Source organism: Paenibacillus urinalis (genome assembly GCF_028747985.1).
Classification (GTDB): Bacteria; Bacillota; Bacilli; order Paenibacillales; family Paenibacillaceae; genus Paenibacillus; species Paenibacillus urinalis.
Window position 1 is genome coordinate 1934591 of sequence record NZ_CP118108.1, and the last position, 16375, is coordinate 1950965.

The following is a 16375-nucleotide window of genomic DNA, read 5'->3' on the forward strand; positions in this document are numbered from 1 at the left end:
GGAGAGGGAAGGGGAATCTCAAATGAATGGTAATCATCGTGCAGACATCAAGCCAGGTCTTGAAGTCGATATTGTGTTGAAGCAGGATCAGAGAACAGGCAAGCTCACCAGGGGAAGGGTAAAGGATATTTTGACGAATTCACCAAATCATCCGCATGGCATTAAAGTTCGCCTGCAAAGTGGAGAAGTAGGCAGAGTTAAACATATCATTCAGCCTTAATACGTTTGATCTGGAATGCATCACCGGAGCGTCCAAACCTGAAGGAGTCTCTAAGCATAAACTGCTATATGTCTTAAGATGAGGTGGGAGACATATAAGGGGGAATGCGGCTCTTGTGCACAGATGGTCAATCCAATGACGTGGACATACAGGAATATGATGCCGTGTTTAGTCTTGGATCCAATTGCCAGACTGCTTATCAGCTGAGAAGATTATCGCTTCGCCGGGAAGCAGGTCCACTCGACTGGTTTGTATCCAAAAACATAGATCAGCTCATCAGATTGATAGACGCCAGGTTTGCAGAATTTATGGACTTAGGCAATCTGGAGAAGATAAGTGCATTTAGGACTTGCTACTGTGTGCGTGACACAAGATATGGAATTTTGTCCTATCATGATTTCCCGATTACCGCGAAGGAAGCGGATTGGGCACTGGCATATCCTGAATTCAAGTCTAAGCTTATTCGGAGGACGGAACGAATGCTGCAGGCATGGGAGGCAGGGGAGAGGCTCCTGTTTGTTCGTGTCAATGGTGGACAAGATGATGGTGATCGACTGTATTATAGTCTAAAGAAACAAGTCAAGCATTCCTTTGATTTGATTGTTATTGATACGCTGGCCGATGAGAATGCACCTGTGACCAGATGGGTCGAACCTTCTGGATGCATCAGGTATTCCATCCCAAAGGGTAACGACTGGCGCGGATCTGATAAGGCATGGAACAAGCTTCTCGAGTCCATCAGGCTAAGACATTGTCTTAGCGATTAAATTTAAAAAAGAGCCGTATTGTGCGCGAGGACGAAGTACTTGCTGTCAATTAGACAGAATTACTTCATTGCACAAAAGCGGCTCTTTTTGTCTTCATATGAGGTTAATTCAGCTATAATCTTCTACATGAGTAGAATCGCAACAATGGTTGCAGCGGTCAGTCCGCTAATAACAGGAATTAAATTACGTCTTGCAAGCTCAAATGGGCTGACGTTGCAGATCGCAGCAGCAGGAATCAGTGCCCATGGAATCAGCGTACCTCCGCCAATCCATATGGCAGCAATCTGACCAAGTGCCGTGAGCATAGGAGTCGAGCCAATGGATGCAGAGAACATCTGAGCAATCGAGCCAACAAGGGATATACCGGAGAATCCAGATCCATCCATCCCCGTTATTGCCCCGACAACAGTCATGCTGATCGCCCCGACCACTTCATTCAGCGGGACCGTATGTGCGAGTGCGAGGCCCAGGTCATTCACGATCCCATGCGAACCTTCAGGCAGGGGGTTAGAGAATAATGCGGTGAGAGCCGCGTCCCCCAGATAGAAGAAGGCAGCAATAGGTATTACAGGACCAAACACCTTGAAGCCAAACTGAAATCCTTTGATCAAATAATCTGTCGTTTCCTCGAGCCCTTTATTTCGGTGGGCAACCATCGTTACCAGGATCAGGATTACAATAGCTGTACCACCGATGAGGGCTGTTGCATCTCCACCTTGCAGGTTCAGCAGGTACATGGCCGCTAGATCAAGCACAAAGAGTAATGGAATGGTATAAGCAATAATCCGTTTGGTCCGTAGTGGAATTTGGATGTCATTGGAGGGGGACAGATCAGAAGGTGAGGCTGGTTGAGAAACGGCTGATTCCTTGTTGATGGTACCGCGGCGCATATCTCTGCGGAGCATGATGTAGGCTGTGAGGGTAGCAACGAGGCCTGTCGTGATAACTAGAGGGATACTGGCGGTTACAACATCAGAGACCGGAATTCCTGCAGCGTCTGCCGTTAATTTGGGTGCGCCCTGGATTACATAGTCACCTGACAAAGCAATACCGTGTCCAAACAAATTCATCGCCATGGCTGTGCCAATCGCTGGAAGGCCGACTCTTCCCGCTACGGGAAGCATGACAGCTCCGATAAGGGCGACGCCGGGAGACGGCCAGAAGAAGAAGGAAACAATCATCATAATAATGCCGATTCCCCAAAAGGCGTGAGCGGGTGTCCTCAGCAGCTTGGTTAAAGGAGCAACCATAATTTCATTGATTCCGGTGCGGATGAGCACTCGGCTCATGGCTACAACGATCGAAATGATGAATATGGTGCTGATCAGTTCCTTCGCAGCATAGATGAAGCTTCCGAAGATCCCGGAGACGGAGGTCACGATGCTGTCCGATGCAAGGAAACCCAAGGCTATAATACCCAAAATACAGATGACACTCGTATCCCGTCTGCGTATTAATAGGATCATAATAAAGATAATGAACGATAAATAGACGTAATGGAGCGGTAATAGATGAATGTCCATAATGCTTCACCCTCTCGTGCTATACCAAGTATGCTTGTGCTGTATCGTATGCTGCAGCCAAGGTGGGTGTTCTCCTACTTTTTCTAACGGCATAGAATGTAAGGTCACAAATAACGAGTGCACACAGGGAAACGAGGGGTTAGTCTAATGAAGTTTTCTTCACAAGAAATCATGAACAAGACGGAACGGTTTGGAGCCCATAACTATCATCCACTGCCCATAGTTATTCAACAAGCAGAGGGGGTATGGGTCACAGATCCCGATGGGCATCGCTATATGGATATGCTGAGTGGATATTCGGCATTGAACCAGGGACATCGTCACCCGCGCATCATAGCTGCTCTGAAACAGCAAGCCGATGAAGTCACTCTTACATCACGGGCGTTCTATAATGCGCCTTTGGCAGAGCTTATGGAGCTATTAAGCGGATTTACGGGGAAGCAAATGGTCTTACCGATGAATACAGGAGCAGAGGCGGTCGAAACGGCTGTCAAGGCAGCAAGACGCTGGGGATATGAAGTGAAGGGGATCTCTTATAATCAGGCAGAGATTATTGTCTGCGAAGGGAATTTTCATGGCAGAACGACGACGATCACCTCCTTTTCCTCCGATCCTTATTATCAAAAAGACTTTGGACCATTTACACCGGGATTCCGGATCATACCTTATGGTGACATGACTGCTTTAACGTCTGCCATCAATCAGAACACGGCTGCGTTCTTGGTTGAACCTATTCAAGGGGAAGCTGGAATCCAGATCCCTCCAGAAGGCTATCTGACAGAGGTTCGCAGGCTGTGCAGTGAGCAGAACGTGCTTCTCATGGCAGATGAAATACAGACCGGATTCGGAAGAACCGGGCGAAGATTTGCCTGCGATTGGGAGCAGGTCGTCCCGGATATTTACATTATGGGAAAGGCGCTTGGCGGAGGTGTGCTGCCTGTATCGGCTGTAGCGGCGGATGAATCGATTCTTGGATTATTTGAACCTGGTTCGCATGGTTCAACCTTCGGAGGAAATCCGCTTGCGAGCAGGGTTGCTATAGAAGCACTTAAGGTAACAGAAGACGAGAAGCTCGCGGACCGTTCTTTTGTACTTGGAAATCGAATGCTGCACAGGTTGAAGCAGATCACGTCCAAAGATATTAAAGAGGTAAGGGGAAGAGGGCTGTTCATTGGAATTGAACTAAGAACACCTGCGCGGCCCTATTGTGAGAGGTTAATGCAGCAAGGACTGCTCTGCAAGGAAACACATGATACCGTCATTCGGTTTGCCCCACCGCTGATCATTACGGATCAAGAACTGGAATGGGCGATCCAGCGAATAGAGCAAGTGTTTACGTAATATTTGTGATGGTTAACTGACATGATATGACCCATAATGACAGCATGGAGAATCATACAGAATAATGACGGCTCGCTGTTTATATCTAGTATTACGGTTCGACAAACGTGTTTCGGGTATTCCGGGAAGTTTATATATTCTTCGACTCATTTAACCTTTTTCTGCGGTGATCTGCTCATATTCTCCTTCGAGAATTCAGCAATGACCTGATCGTAGCTGCTGAGCAGATGATCCAATATTGGAATCCAGGAACGATTCAGACTGTACTCTCTCCCTGCTTCCCCTAATCTCTTGCTTATATCAGGATGATCATAGAGATGGATGATTGCGTTTACCATCGAAGCAGGCTCTTCCGGCGGGCACAGTATGCCCGTCTTTTCATGCTGAATGATGTCTAGAACTCCGCCTGCACCGGCTGCAATAACAGGGAGACCGCTAGCCATTGCTTCAAGAATGACGTTGCCAAACGTCTCCGTAGATGAAGGAAAAACGAATAAATCAGACATGGTGTAGATATCTTGAAGCTCATTTCCTCGCAAATATCCCAGCCACTGGATGTGCTCCTCTGAAAGGTTGTGGGGTATTGAGGGGGAGAGTCCATACAGGGGACCATCTCCTGCAATGAGGAGGCGGGACTTATCCAGGATACGGGAGGGCAGAGAAGCGAAGCTGTTGATTAAGTGTTCGATATTTTTCTCGGGAGCCAGTCGTCCGACATACAGCATATAGGTCAGCTCCGGATCCAATCCACGGTTACGAAGAAGACTTGCTCGTTCCTCAGCAGACACCGCTGGACGAAACTGCTGCGCATCAATTCCTCTGCTCCAAATTTCTACATGCTTCATTCCTTTTTCCTCAAGCTTGAGCTTCGTGGACTCCGAAGGGGCATAGATTCGTTCACAGTTCCGATGAAACCACTGCATATACTTCCACAGCGCTTGCTCCATCCAAGCTAACTTGTAGTGCTTCAAATATTGATCAAAGTGGGTATGGTAGGATGCCACTAGAGGTATACCGTGCTTGGCAGCATATCCTGCTCCGAGCAGACCTATAGCGGCAGGAGTAGCGACATGAATCAGTGTGGGCTGAAAATTGTGGAGAATTCGCTCTGTTCGCATACGACCGGGCAGAGCCAGCTTACATTCTGGATAAAAAATCAGCGGAAGACTGAAGAATCGCTCGACATGACCGCCATCTGTCTTCACGAGGCTGCCATGCTGTGGAGCGAACACAAGAACAGGGATCGAGCGTGCTCGTAAATATTCAACCCATCTGCCAAGTGTATTTGCCACTCCGTTGACCTCGGGTAAAAATGTGTCCGTAAATATAGCAATCCGCATCTCGATCCGCCTCCCAATCATTATTCCTATATATCGTACAGTGGGATCCAGCGGGATATGTCTGTTCTCGGGCGTTTTAACACAAATCGCGATAAAGCAGAGTCAAGTTAATTTTGATTTAATTTTCCACATAAAACGCTTACAATAGTCACATCGACATCATTCTATGAGGTGTATATTCTACTATGATCAGATATTCCTTGTTTACGAAGATTGTATTGCTGATTATTATCATGCTTATTCCTGTCGTGTTTCTGTACAGCTATTCCAACAAAATGGCAACCGATACCGTCGTCAGTGAGCTGAACAAATCCAGCAGTAATCAGCTTGCCTTTTTTCAAAGTCAGGTTAATACGAGTATTGAAGAGTTATCTTCCTGGACGAATCTGCTAATCCATGATCCCGACATTGAGAGCTTCAAAGATATTTATATGGACAGCGATTATTTGAATTTAGACCTCATTAATCAGGTCAAACGGGTACAGAACAAGCTGAGTATTCAGGAGAGCTCGTCCAATTGGCGAAGCAGTCTTACTTTTTATTCCCCCTCTATGGAGAGGATGATTACGGAAGGCAATGCCAGGCGGTACGATTCGGACGAGCTGAGAGAAGAGATTAAGCCAGGGTGGCAGGTAGAGAAGGTGCAGCGGCTCAACAGTGAGCAGTATCTTTTTTCCTGGTACACGGTTTCTCCCTATTCGGTTCAGGATCCTGCGAAGGCAAACAGTATCGTTAAGATCGAATTTGACAGCACGAATATACAGGATATGCTGGACAAGTTTAAGAGTAATGGAAGAAGAGATCCCTTCTATTACAAACCGGGCACCGGTGTTATCTATAACCGAACGCAGGATATTGCACAGAGTGCCAAGCTTCTCACTCAGCTGAAATTTCCCGAGATGAATGATGTCGATTACCGGACGGTAGAGGTGGATGGTCACATCTATAGTGTGCACACGGTATTATCCCAAGCTACAGGATGGTACCTGGTGGATTATATCCCTCTAACGGATGTGCTTGCACCGATCGAGAAGTCCAATCAGTTATTCTACGGGGCCGTAGGGAGTCTATTGCTTATGAGCTTCTTGGCTGCTTACTTGCTGTACGTACAGGTCCAAATTCCCGTTAAAGGACTGATTCGCGGGTTTCAGCGGCTGAAGATGGGGGACTATTCGGTGCGAGTGGTACCCAAGGGAAGGAATGAATTCAGCTTCCTGTCAGAACGCTTCAATTCCATGGTGGAGCAGATCCAGGAGCTGTTTGAGAATGTATATCTGGAGCAAATTCAAGTAAAAGAAGCTAGGCTGAAGCAGCTGCAGTCTCAGATTAATCCCCATTTCTTTTATAACTGCTTCTCCTTCATTACAAGTATGGCCAAGCTCGGTAAGATGGACGCAGTTGTAGCCATGTCTCATAATCTATCCCGTTATTATCGGTATACCACCCGGCAGGAGAAGGAGCTGGTCACTCTAAAGGAAGAGATGGATTTTGTAGTCGCATATCTCAAGATACAGAAGATGCGCATGAATCGCATTGACTATGTGATCGAGATTCCAGACGAGCTGCTGGATCAGACCATTCCACCATTAGTGATTCAGCCGCTTGTAGAGAATGCTGTCATTCACGGCATTGAACGGTCCCCGGATGCCGGGTTTATACGCATCGGGGCTTGTCAGGATCCGAACGGAATGATGCGAATTGTAGTTGAGGATGACGGGCTCGGTATTTCTGAGAGCAGACTTCAGGATTTGAGGGAACGCCTGACGAAGCCGATGGATGAGAACTCGGGCTGCGGATTGTGGAATGTAAATCAACGAATGCAGTTAAGGTACGGAGACAGCAGTTATTTGTCCGTTGATACATCCGCGATGGGCGGGTTCAGGGCAAGCATTCAATGGGAGAATACGAGTAGATATGAAAGGAACGATCATAATGATGGACATCTTGTTGGTTGATGATGAAAGCTATGTTACGGAGAGTCTGGAGGCAACCATTCCATGGGAGGAGATGGGCATCAGGCATGTGTATAGAACAGATTCGGCGGCAGGAGCACTTCAGTTGCTGCAAAGCCATCCCGTAGATATATTGGTGACAGACATTCGAATGCCTGGAATGGATGGTCTTGAGCTGATTGAGAAGGCGAGTGAGAGATGGCCGGAAATACGATCTATTCTTCTTACAGGATACAGTGACTTTCAATATGCCAAAAAAGCGATTCAATTACAGGCTCAAGATTACATACTTAAGCCAGTAGATGATGAGGAATTTATAAAAAGTGTGAATCAGACAGTTGAGGCTATCAAAGAAAGAGAAAAGGAAACGGATAAATACCATCAGCTCATGTATCAGCGCAAATCGGATTATGTCCTGCTTCGGGAAAATATGCTGCAGGGCCTGCTGCTCGGGACACCACATACCTTGTCGCGGGTCAAGCAGCAGCTGCAGGATTATGAAATACCTCTGCAGACAGATGTTGAGTCCATCATGATCCTGGTTCAGCTGAATCAAGGATTTATGGATCTGGATCCCAAATCCCGGGTGCTTATTGAATATGCGATCGGTAACATATCAGAAGAGATACTCGGCATGAATTATAAAGTATGGCAGGGAAGAACACCTCATCACTGCTTGGCTGTACTCATTCAGACAGATAATACCTCCGGCTTAGAGATGGAGATGGAAGATAAAGACCGAAGACAGCTTCATTCGCTTCTAAGGACTTTTCAAGAGAATGTCAGGCAGTACTTACACGGAGATGTATCCGTTATTATAAGCTCCAGCTTCCAGTTTCCGAATGATACCAGCACGGTCTATCACCACATGCTAAATTCGATGTACCTGGCCAGCACGGATGAAGGAGCAGCGGTTCTGTATTCTCCTCAGGATGAGTCTAGATCTCTTTCAGGCGCTTCCAAAGAAGTGTTTAGCCTGCTGTACAAGCCGCCTGTCCTTCAGCAGCTGATTGAGCTTGGGCAATGGGAGTCTGTACGGGAGAAGCTGTCCGAAGTATTTGATGTTATCGATCGCTATCCCGTTTCCAGAGAGCATATGTATGAAATTTATCTGGCGATCATAAACGCCTGCTTGTATATCACACACCGGACTGAATTTCGGATCAGCGAGCTGGATGTACATGGCATGGAGCCCCATCATGTGGAGAGGCTGATTCAGTATCCGGCAGAGCTTCGAAATTATACGTATCGAATTCTTGATAAGCTGGAAGAGCAGCAGCAGGAAAAGCCACCGTCCAAGGGACATATTGTCAAGCAAGTCAAGGATCTGGTCGCATCCGAATATGGCTATGAGCTGACCGTAAAGATTATAGCAGACCGGGTCTTTCTGCATCCGGTGTATTTGTCCAAAGTATTTAAGGCAGAGACGGGCGAAGGCTTAAGTGAATACTTGATTCGAATTCGACTGGAGAAGGCGCTGTACCTGCTGAAGCACACGAACAAGAAAATTTACGAGATCACTTCTGAACTCGGATACCAGAATCCGCAGTACTTCAGCAAATTGTTTAAAAAGCATTTTGGCATGTCACCAAACGAATTTCGGGAGCAATAAGTTGAAAAAGGTGCAGAAACCTTAATTTAGTATCATAGGAAAAAAGACCGACACCACTCATAATAAAAAGGGTAAGGAACAAGTTCTTTAAGGGGGAACTCAAATGGGGTTTAGATGGAAAAGATCAACGCTTTCAGTTCTGGCAGTGACCATGGCAGCGAGTGTCGGTCTCATGGGCTGTTCCGGGCGGGGAGCGGAGAGCACAAGCGACAGCGCAACAGCGCCGGTCAGTACTGAAAACGTATACAAAGAAAAGTATGATCCGGAAGTAACGATATCCACCGTGTGGGGGATTGATCCCGCGGTGACGTTCAAGAACGGGGAAACCATTGAGAACAGCGTAGCAACCAAATGGGCAAAGGAGCAGTTCGGAATCAATATTAATTCACTCTGGTCTGTAACCGATACGAACGGTGCCTTTGCTACGAAAGTGAGATTGTCTATGTCTTCAAGACAGGACATGCCAGATATATTAACGATTGGTGCAGATCAGACACAGCTCGTTCAAGACTTGATTGAGTCTGGAATCTATGGCGAGGTCGGCGAGCTGTTCGACAAGTATGCTTCCGATACATGGAAGGAAGCAATGAATATCGATCCTACCGTTTGGAATGCATATACGCGTGACGGCAAGAAGATGGGAATTCCGGTTCTTGATTACGCTTATAACAATGACTATCTCCTGTGGATCAGACAGGATTGGCTCGACAAGCTGAACTTGAAGGCTCCGACAACGATTGATGAGCTGGAAGCGGTGATGGAAGCCTTCAAGAACAATAACCCAAGCGGACTGTCTCCGGATAAGGTAACACCGCTTAGTATCGGAATCAAAAATTCGATGAATACATGGATGGCTGATCCATCCTGGATCTTTGGTGCCTACGGTACTCTTCCGCAGCAATGGAATATAGGTGAAGACGGCAAGCTGGAATACGGCTCTGTGCATCCAGGAATGAAGCAGGGTCTTCAGAAGCTGAGCGAGTGGTTTGATAAAGGCTATATACCTCAAGAGGTTGCGCTATGGGATGAGAACAAGACGGCGGAGCCTGCCGTAGCCGGTACAGCAGGAATCATTCCAGGTCCTTACTGGATGAGCGGGTGGCCGCTGGTGGATACAGTCAAGAACGACCCAGAAGCCGTATGGAAGCCTTATCCGATTCCTGCGGGTGAAGACGGAACTGCAATGCGTCATGGAACTCATTTCTCAAACGGAGTAACGCTGATTAAGAAAGATATGGAGCATCCAGAGGCTTTCTTCACGTATCAGAATTATTTGTTTGACAATTTTGCAGATCCAGCTGCCGGCAGTGAGCATGATTTTGGCTTGTTTGAAGGGTATGACTATCAACTGGACGCAGACGGTAATCAGGTGAGGTACGATGAGATTGAAGGCGGATATGTCAATGTACTTCGTTACCTGCTCGTCAGAGACGGAGCGAGAATACCGGACGCACAGATGAAGGCACTTCTTAATTTGGCGGATGGTAAAGAAGCCGAAACAAGACTTGAGCGCGAGGTAAAAGCGAACTATGGACTGGAAACACCGGAAGCAGCCAAGGTGCTGATGTCTCAAGAGGATATTTCCTATAAGGATATGTTCACGGGTCCTCCGACAGAAACGATGAAATCCAAGCTCGACTACCTCAACAAAATTGAAAATCAAACGTTTAACGAAATCATATATGGCAACAAGCCTGTCGATGCATTTGATACTTTCGTTGAAACTTGGAAATCCGGCGGAGGAGATCAGATTACCCAGGAAGTGAATGAATGGTATGACAGCGTAAAATAAAGCGTGTGAAATGGAAGCAGCATGCAATCATGTATGCTGCTTTTCTATACCTTATTTCTAGAGAAAGAGTCATTTTTAAATGTAAATAGGAGGGACTTGGATGAGAACATTCAAAAAAACATGGCCATTTCATATCATGCTGCTGCCCGCCATGGTATTTCTATTCCTGTTCAGTTATCTGCCCATGTCCGGAATTGTCATGGCATTCCAGGATTATAAACCGTGGCTCGGAATTGCTGGCTCCGAATGGGTTGGGCTGGATAATTTCCGATACCTGTTTGAACGGGAAGACAGTATGCAGGTCATTTGGAACACGGTAATTATTGCTGTAGCCAAGATGATCTTCAATCTGCTTGTACCGTTCGTATTTGCCATACTGCTTAACGAAGTCCGGAAAGTAGGACTTCAGCGCTCAATCCAGACATTAGTCTACTTGCCACACTTCCTGTCATGGGTCATTCTTGGCGGCATCCTGGTGGATCTGCTCGCTCCCGCAGGACTCTTCAATCGAGTTCTGGGCAGCTTCGGCGTTGATCCGATCCTGTTTCTCGGAGATAACAACTGGTTTCGATTGACGGTTATCATCTCTGATGTATGGAAGGAGTTCGGATACAACACGATTATTTTCCTGGCAGCGCTGGCGGGAATTAACCCTGCACTCTATGAAGCGGCTGAGATGGACGGCGCAAGCCGTTGGAAGCAGACGATCCATATTACTGTACCTTCACTAATACCAATCACCGTTGTTGTCGGTACCCTTGCACTTGGGAACGTCCTGAATGCGGGCTTCGACCAAATCTTCAACCTATACAATCCCCTCGTATATGAAACGGGCGATATTATCGATACCTTTGTGTACAGAACCGCGATACTTAATGGAGAGATGGGCTTTGGTACTGCGATTGGACTGTTTAAATCGGTCATCAGTATGGTGCTGATTCTCATATCTTACAGGCTAGCCTACAAGTGGGCCGGTTATCGTATTTTCTAGATTATATGTACCTGAGAGGGAGGGAGAAACCATGTATCATAAAACAAGATCATACCGCATATTCAGTGCGTTCAATAACCTGTTTCTGATATTGCTTGCCATTCTTTGCATCATACCGCTGATTCATGTGCTTGCCGTATCATTTAGCAGCAAAGCAGCGGCAGATGCCAATCTGGTCTCGCTGATTCCAATCGATTTCTCGCTAGAGGCTTACAAAAAGACGATTAACAATCCAGCCTTTCTGCATTCCATCTGGGTCTCTGTGCTGAGGACCGTCATTGGTACAGCCATCACCTTAATCGTGACTTTTCTCGCTGCTTATCCGCTGTCCAAAGAGAACTCGGCTTTTAAAGGAAGAACGCTGTACTCCTGGATCTTTGTATTCAGCATGATCTTTAACGGAGGACTTGTTCCTTTCTATGAAGTCATTCAAACCCTTCGTCTCATCGATACGTTCTGGGTACTCGTGCTTCCGTCGGCAGTGAACACTTTTCTAGTCATCTTGATGCTGAATTTCTTCAGAGGGATCCCGAAGGAGCTGGAAGAGGCTTCACTAATTGACGGAGCAGGACATTTTAGAACATTATTCTCGATTTATCTGCCGATATCTCTGCCATCTATTGCGACGATCAGCTTGTTCAGTATGGTATTTCATTGGAATTCTTGGTTTGACGGCTTGCTGTATTTGAATGATTCCGGGGACTTTCCGCTCGCAACATTTCTCCAGACGGTCATTATTCAGCGGGATATGAGCACAATGGCTATGAATCCGCAGGAGATGGAACTGATCAGCCAAACCACAGTTAAATCTGCACAGATCTTTATAGGTGCTGCTCCCATTCTGCTTGTGTATCCTTTCCTGCAAAAATACTTTGTTAAAGGGATGACCGTTGGTTCTGTAAAAGGGTGATTTTAAACAATAGAGTGAATCGTGTTTCTGGACGAAAGTTGTTCGGATATGCATCAAAGTGTAAGATATAGAACAGGAATGTAATCGTTTCCAATGGATAGGACAATCGATACGATCGTAAAGGAGTGGGCTTATATGAATAAGAAATATTCACCGTTATTTGCGAAAGCGCCTGTAATGCTGCATGGGGCAGACTACAACCCGGAGCAGTGGCTTCGGTATCCAGAAGTATTGCAAGAGGATATCCGGCTAATGAAGCTTGCTAATTGTAATGTGATGTCTGTCGGTATCTTCTCCTGGGTATCCCTGGAGCCCGAAGAAGGCGTATTTACCTTTGAGTGGCTTGACCAGATATTGGACACCTTTGCCGAGAACGGTATATATGCTCTGCTGGCTACACCAAGTGGTGCAAGACCTGCCTGGATGTCTCAGCAATATCCGGAAGTGCTGAGAGTTGGCAGGAATCGAGTGCGTAATCTCCATGGCTTCCGTCATAATCACTGCTACTCCTCTCCAGTATATAGAGAGAAGGTACACACGATGAACAGCAGGCTTGCTGAGCGATATGCTCATCATCCTGCAGTCATTGGCTGGCATATTTCCAACGAGCTTGGCGGAGACTGCCATTGTGAATATTGTCAGACAGGGTTCCGGGAATGGGTGAAGGAGAAGTATGGAACTCTAGAGGAGCTGAACCATGCCTGGTGGACAACCTTCTGGAGCCATACGTATACGAGCTGGGATCAGATTGAGTCCCCTGCTCCTCATGGAGAGACTCAGGTCCATGCGATGAATCTCGATTGGAAGCGGTATGTTACCGATCGGACCCTTGATTTCCTGCAGCACGAGCTGGCACCGCTCAAAGAAGCGAATCCCGAGCTGCCGGCAACAACCAATTTCATGAGCTACTTTGATGGTCTTGACTACTGGCAATTTGCAGATGTGCTGGATGTATTGTCATGGGACAGTTATCCGACGTGGCATGATGCTCAGGATGACAGCCATCAGGCAATGACTGTTGCACTCATGCATGATATCGTTCGCTCCATTAAAGGCGGCAAACCATTTATGCTGATGGAGAGCACGCCGAGTATGACGAACTGGCAGGAGGTCAGCAAGCTGAAGAAGCCGGGGATGCATCTGTTGTCTTCTCTTCAGGCTGTGGCGCACGGTTCAGATACGGTTCAATATTTTCAGTGGCGTAAGAGCCGGGGCTCCAGTGAGAAGCTGCATGGAGCTGTCGTCGATCATATAGGCAATGAACACACCCGTGTATTCAAGGAAGTAACTGAGGTCGGGGAAGTATTATCCGGTCTTGAAGAGGTTACAGGTACGAGTGTACCTGCGGAAGTGGCAATCATCTTCGACTGGGAGAATCGATGGGCGATCCAAGATTCACAAGGACCTCGTAATGTAGGGATCAAATACGATGAGACGATACAATCCCACTATAAAACATTTTGGGAAAAAGGAATTTCGGTAGATATAATTAACATGGATGCCGACTTTACCCAATACAAGCTGCTCATTGCGCCTATGCTCTATATGGTAAGACCTGGTGTTGGTGAACGCATTGAGGCGTTTGTTCAGAATGGCGGCACCTTCGTCGCTACCTACTGGTCAGGTATCGTAAACGAGAATGATCTCTGTTTCCTTGGCGGCTTCCCCGGACCGCTGCGCAAGACACTCGGCATCTGGTCTGAGGAAATTGACGGACTGCATGATGGACAGGTTAATAAGGTCATAGCTCTAGAAGACAATGTTCTTGGACTCACTGGAGCTTATGAGGCGATAGAGCTGTGTGATCTCATACATCTGGAGACAGCGACGGCAATCGCGGCATATGACAGTGACTTCTATCAAGGCCGTCCGGCACTTACTGTCAATGCACTGGGATCTGGCAAGGCGTATTACATTGCTTCACGCAATACAGCTCCATTCCATCAAGACTTTTATAATCTAGTAATTACAGAGCTTAGCATCACCCAGGCGATTAGCGGGGAATACCCTCAAGGTGTAACAGCCCATGTGCGAACAGATGGTCAGACGGACTATGTCTTCCTGCAGAACTACACAGATGAGATCCAATTTATGCCTTTGGATGAGCGGTCCTATACGGAGATCGGTACTTCATTGACCGGAGCAGATGGGGAGGACACATTTGCAGAGAGGGTAAAAATAGCCCCTTACGGAATTCGCATTTTGAAACGTCCTTCTAGGTAAATGGATTAAATTGATTTTTTATTAGAAAATAGGAAATACAGCTCTCTAACGATTGGCATTTACTTTATCCCGTAAACTGCTGTCGAGGAGAGCTTTTTTATGTAAGGTTTAGAAGGAATATGAGGGTTGTATCTCGAAATCACAGTTCATGAATGCTTTGACTACATCTCACGGGAGGGACCTACATGATACAGCGCAATCTTGACGGAAACAGCATTATTATTCGGCTCGAAATGAAGACCAAGACCATTAATTTTGGTGAAGTGGCATCTGCAATCTCGCAGGCCGGAGGAGATATCGTTGCCATTGACGTAATTTCCACTAACCAGGATATTACCGTTCGAGATTTGACTGTTGCGGTTTCTCATGCAGATGATAACAAAAAGATTGTAGAGACAGTCCGAAATCTTAATGGAGTCTCTATTATCAACGTATCCGACCGTACCTTTCTGCTGCATTTGGGCGGCAAAATTGAAATCGCTCCCAAATCACCAATTAACAACCGAGAGGATTTGTCGAGAGTATATACGCCGGACGTGGCCAGAGTATGTAATGCAATTGCGGAGGAGCCGCAGAAGGCATATTCTTTAACGATCAAAAGAAATACGGTAGCTGTTGTATCCGATGGAAGTGCAGTACTCGGTCTTGGTAATATTGGTCCAAGAGCTGCAATGCCCGTAATGGAAGGTAAAGCGATGCTGTTCAAGCAGCTTGCGGGAGTAGATGCTTTTCCGATCTGCCTGGAAACGCAGGATACAGAAGAGATTATTCGGACGATCAAAGCGATATCACCGGCTTTTGGCGGTATTAATCTCGAAGATATTTCTTCTCCTCGCTGCTTTGAGATTGAACGGAGACTTAATGAGGAGCTGGATATTCCTGTCTTTCACGATGATCAGCACGGTACAGCGGTCGTATTATATGCAGGACTGATTAATGCACTGAAGCTGGTCGGCAAATCCATCGAGAATACGAAGATTGTCGTATGCGGTATTGGAGCAGCTGGAGTAGCCTGCAGTAACATCTTGTTATCTGCCGGAGCCAAAAATTTGATTGGGGTTGACCGCGAGGGAGCTCTTGTAAGAACAGAAGCCTATGATAATCCGATCTGGCAGGATTATGCCAAGCGGACAAACCCTAATCTTCAGACCGGCTCACTTCATGAGGTTATTAAGGATGCGGATATCTTCATTGGTCTCTCTAGAGGGAATTTGCTTACAAGAGAGCACATCATGACGATGGCGGAGGACCCGATTGTATTTGCGATGGCCAATCCGGTACCCGAAATTATGCCGAATGAAGTAGAGGATATCGTAGCGGTTATGGCCACAGGGAGATCCGATTATCCGAACCAGATTAATAATGTGCTATGCTTCCCTGGAATGTTCCGTGCCGCACTGGACTGCAGAGCGAGCGAAATTAATGAAGCGATGAAGCTGGCAGCTGCAACGGCCATTGCTTCCTCTATATCGGATGAGGAACGGACGAAGTATTATATTATTCCTAGTGTTTTTAATGATCGAGTTGTCAAATCCATTCGTGAGCGGGTCATTGAGGCGGCTCTTCAGACGGGAGTAGCGAGAAGAGTGCCAAGGAAGAGCAGTGATATTTCTGGTTAATCGTGCATTTTCTTCGAAAATGCTTAGCGTTAGGAATATGCTAAATATATAAGAAGAGCCCTGGTTAACCTGCAAGTGCTTGCAG

General features: G+C 46.7%; 12 protein-coding genes. 10 read left to right on the top strand and 2 right to left on the bottom strand.

Going from position 1 to position 16375, the window contains the following annotated elements:
- The first annotated feature begins 22 nt into the window (after positions 1-22).
- Together PUW25_RS09005 and PUW25_RS09010 are read left to right on the top strand one after the other, a co-directional pair.
- The gene (locus PUW25_RS09005; RefSeq protein ID WP_047909815.1) at positions 23-220 is read left to right on the top strand and encodes a YwbE family protein; all 198 of its coding nucleotides are present in this window, start codon (positions 23-25) and stop codon (positions 218-220) included.
- Between the two features lie 113 nt (positions 221-333).
- Positions 334-987 carry a DUF1796 family putative cysteine peptidase gene (locus PUW25_RS09010; RefSeq protein WP_052511668.1) on the top strand — a complete coding sequence of 218 codons (654 nt, stop codon included), beginning with the start codon at positions 334-336 and terminating at the stop codon, positions 985-987.
- Positions 988-1109: 122 nt separating this feature from the next.
- On the opposite strand, the gene PUW25_RS09015 is transcribed toward PUW25_RS09010, so the two are convergent.
- Positions 1110-2510: a hypothetical protein gene (locus tag PUW25_RS09015; protein ID WP_047909814.1), complete on the bottom strand. Its 1401-nt coding sequence runs from the start codon at positions 2508-2510 to the stop codon at positions 1110-1112.
- A gap of 147 nt (positions 2511-2657) precedes the next feature.
- Between PUW25_RS09015 and PUW25_RS09020 the strand changes: the two genes are divergently transcribed.
- Positions 2658-3851, top strand: a complete 1194-nt coding sequence (locus PUW25_RS09020; RefSeq protein ID WP_047909813.1) for an ornithine--oxo-acid transaminase — start codon at positions 2658-2660, stop codon at positions 3849-3851.
- 146 nt (positions 3852-3997) lie between these two features.
- Here PUW25_RS09020 and PUW25_RS09025 read toward each other — a convergent pair whose 3' ends face one another.
- Positions 3998-5191: a glycosyltransferase family 4 protein gene (locus tag PUW25_RS09025; protein ID WP_047909812.1), complete on the bottom strand. Its 1194-nt coding sequence runs from the start codon at positions 5189-5191 to the stop codon at positions 3998-4000.
- 185 nt (positions 5192-5376) lie between these two features.
- Here PUW25_RS09025 and PUW25_RS09030 point away from each other — a divergent pair, with 185 nt between their 5' ends.
- From PUW25_RS09030 to PUW25_RS09060, 7 genes are all read left to right on the top strand, one after another.
- On the top strand, positions 5377-7146 hold the full coding sequence (locus PUW25_RS09030) for a sensor histidine kinase (protein WP_047909811.1): 1770 nt from the start codon (positions 5377-5379) through the stop codon (positions 7144-7146).
- Entirely contained in the window at positions 7106-8755 is a 1650-nt protein-coding gene (locus PUW25_RS09035) for a response regulator (protein WP_052511666.1), read from the top strand. Before PUW25_RS09030 ends, PUW25_RS09035 begins: the two co-directional genes overlap by 41 nt.
- 103 nt (positions 8756-8858) lie before the next feature.
- Positions 8859-10547, top strand: coding sequence for a type 2 periplasmic-binding domain-containing protein (locus tag PUW25_RS09040; RefSeq protein WP_047909810.1), 1689 nt, complete (start codon positions 8859-8861; stop codon positions 10545-10547).
- Positions 10548-10647: 100 nt separating this feature from the next.
- Positions 10648-11538, top strand: coding sequence for an ABC transporter permease (locus tag PUW25_RS09045; protein ID WP_047909809.1), 891 nt, complete (start codon positions 10648-10650; stop codon positions 11536-11538).
- Positions 11539-11569: 31 nt separating this feature from the next.
- On the top strand, positions 11570-12448 hold the full coding sequence (locus PUW25_RS09050) for a carbohydrate ABC transporter permease (protein WP_047909808.1): 879 nt from the start codon (positions 11570-11572) through the stop codon (positions 12446-12448).
- 135 nt (positions 12449-12583) lie between these two features.
- Positions 12584-14671, top strand: coding sequence for a beta-galactosidase (locus PUW25_RS09055; RefSeq protein WP_047909807.1), 2088 nt, complete (start codon positions 12584-12586; stop codon positions 14669-14671).
- A gap of 185 nt (positions 14672-14856) precedes the next feature.
- Complete coding sequence (locus PUW25_RS09060; protein WP_047909806.1) at positions 14857-16290, top strand: NAD-dependent malic enzyme; 1434 nt, start codon at positions 14857-14859, stop codon at positions 16288-16290.
- The last annotated feature ends 85 nt before the right edge of the window (positions 16291-16375 follow it).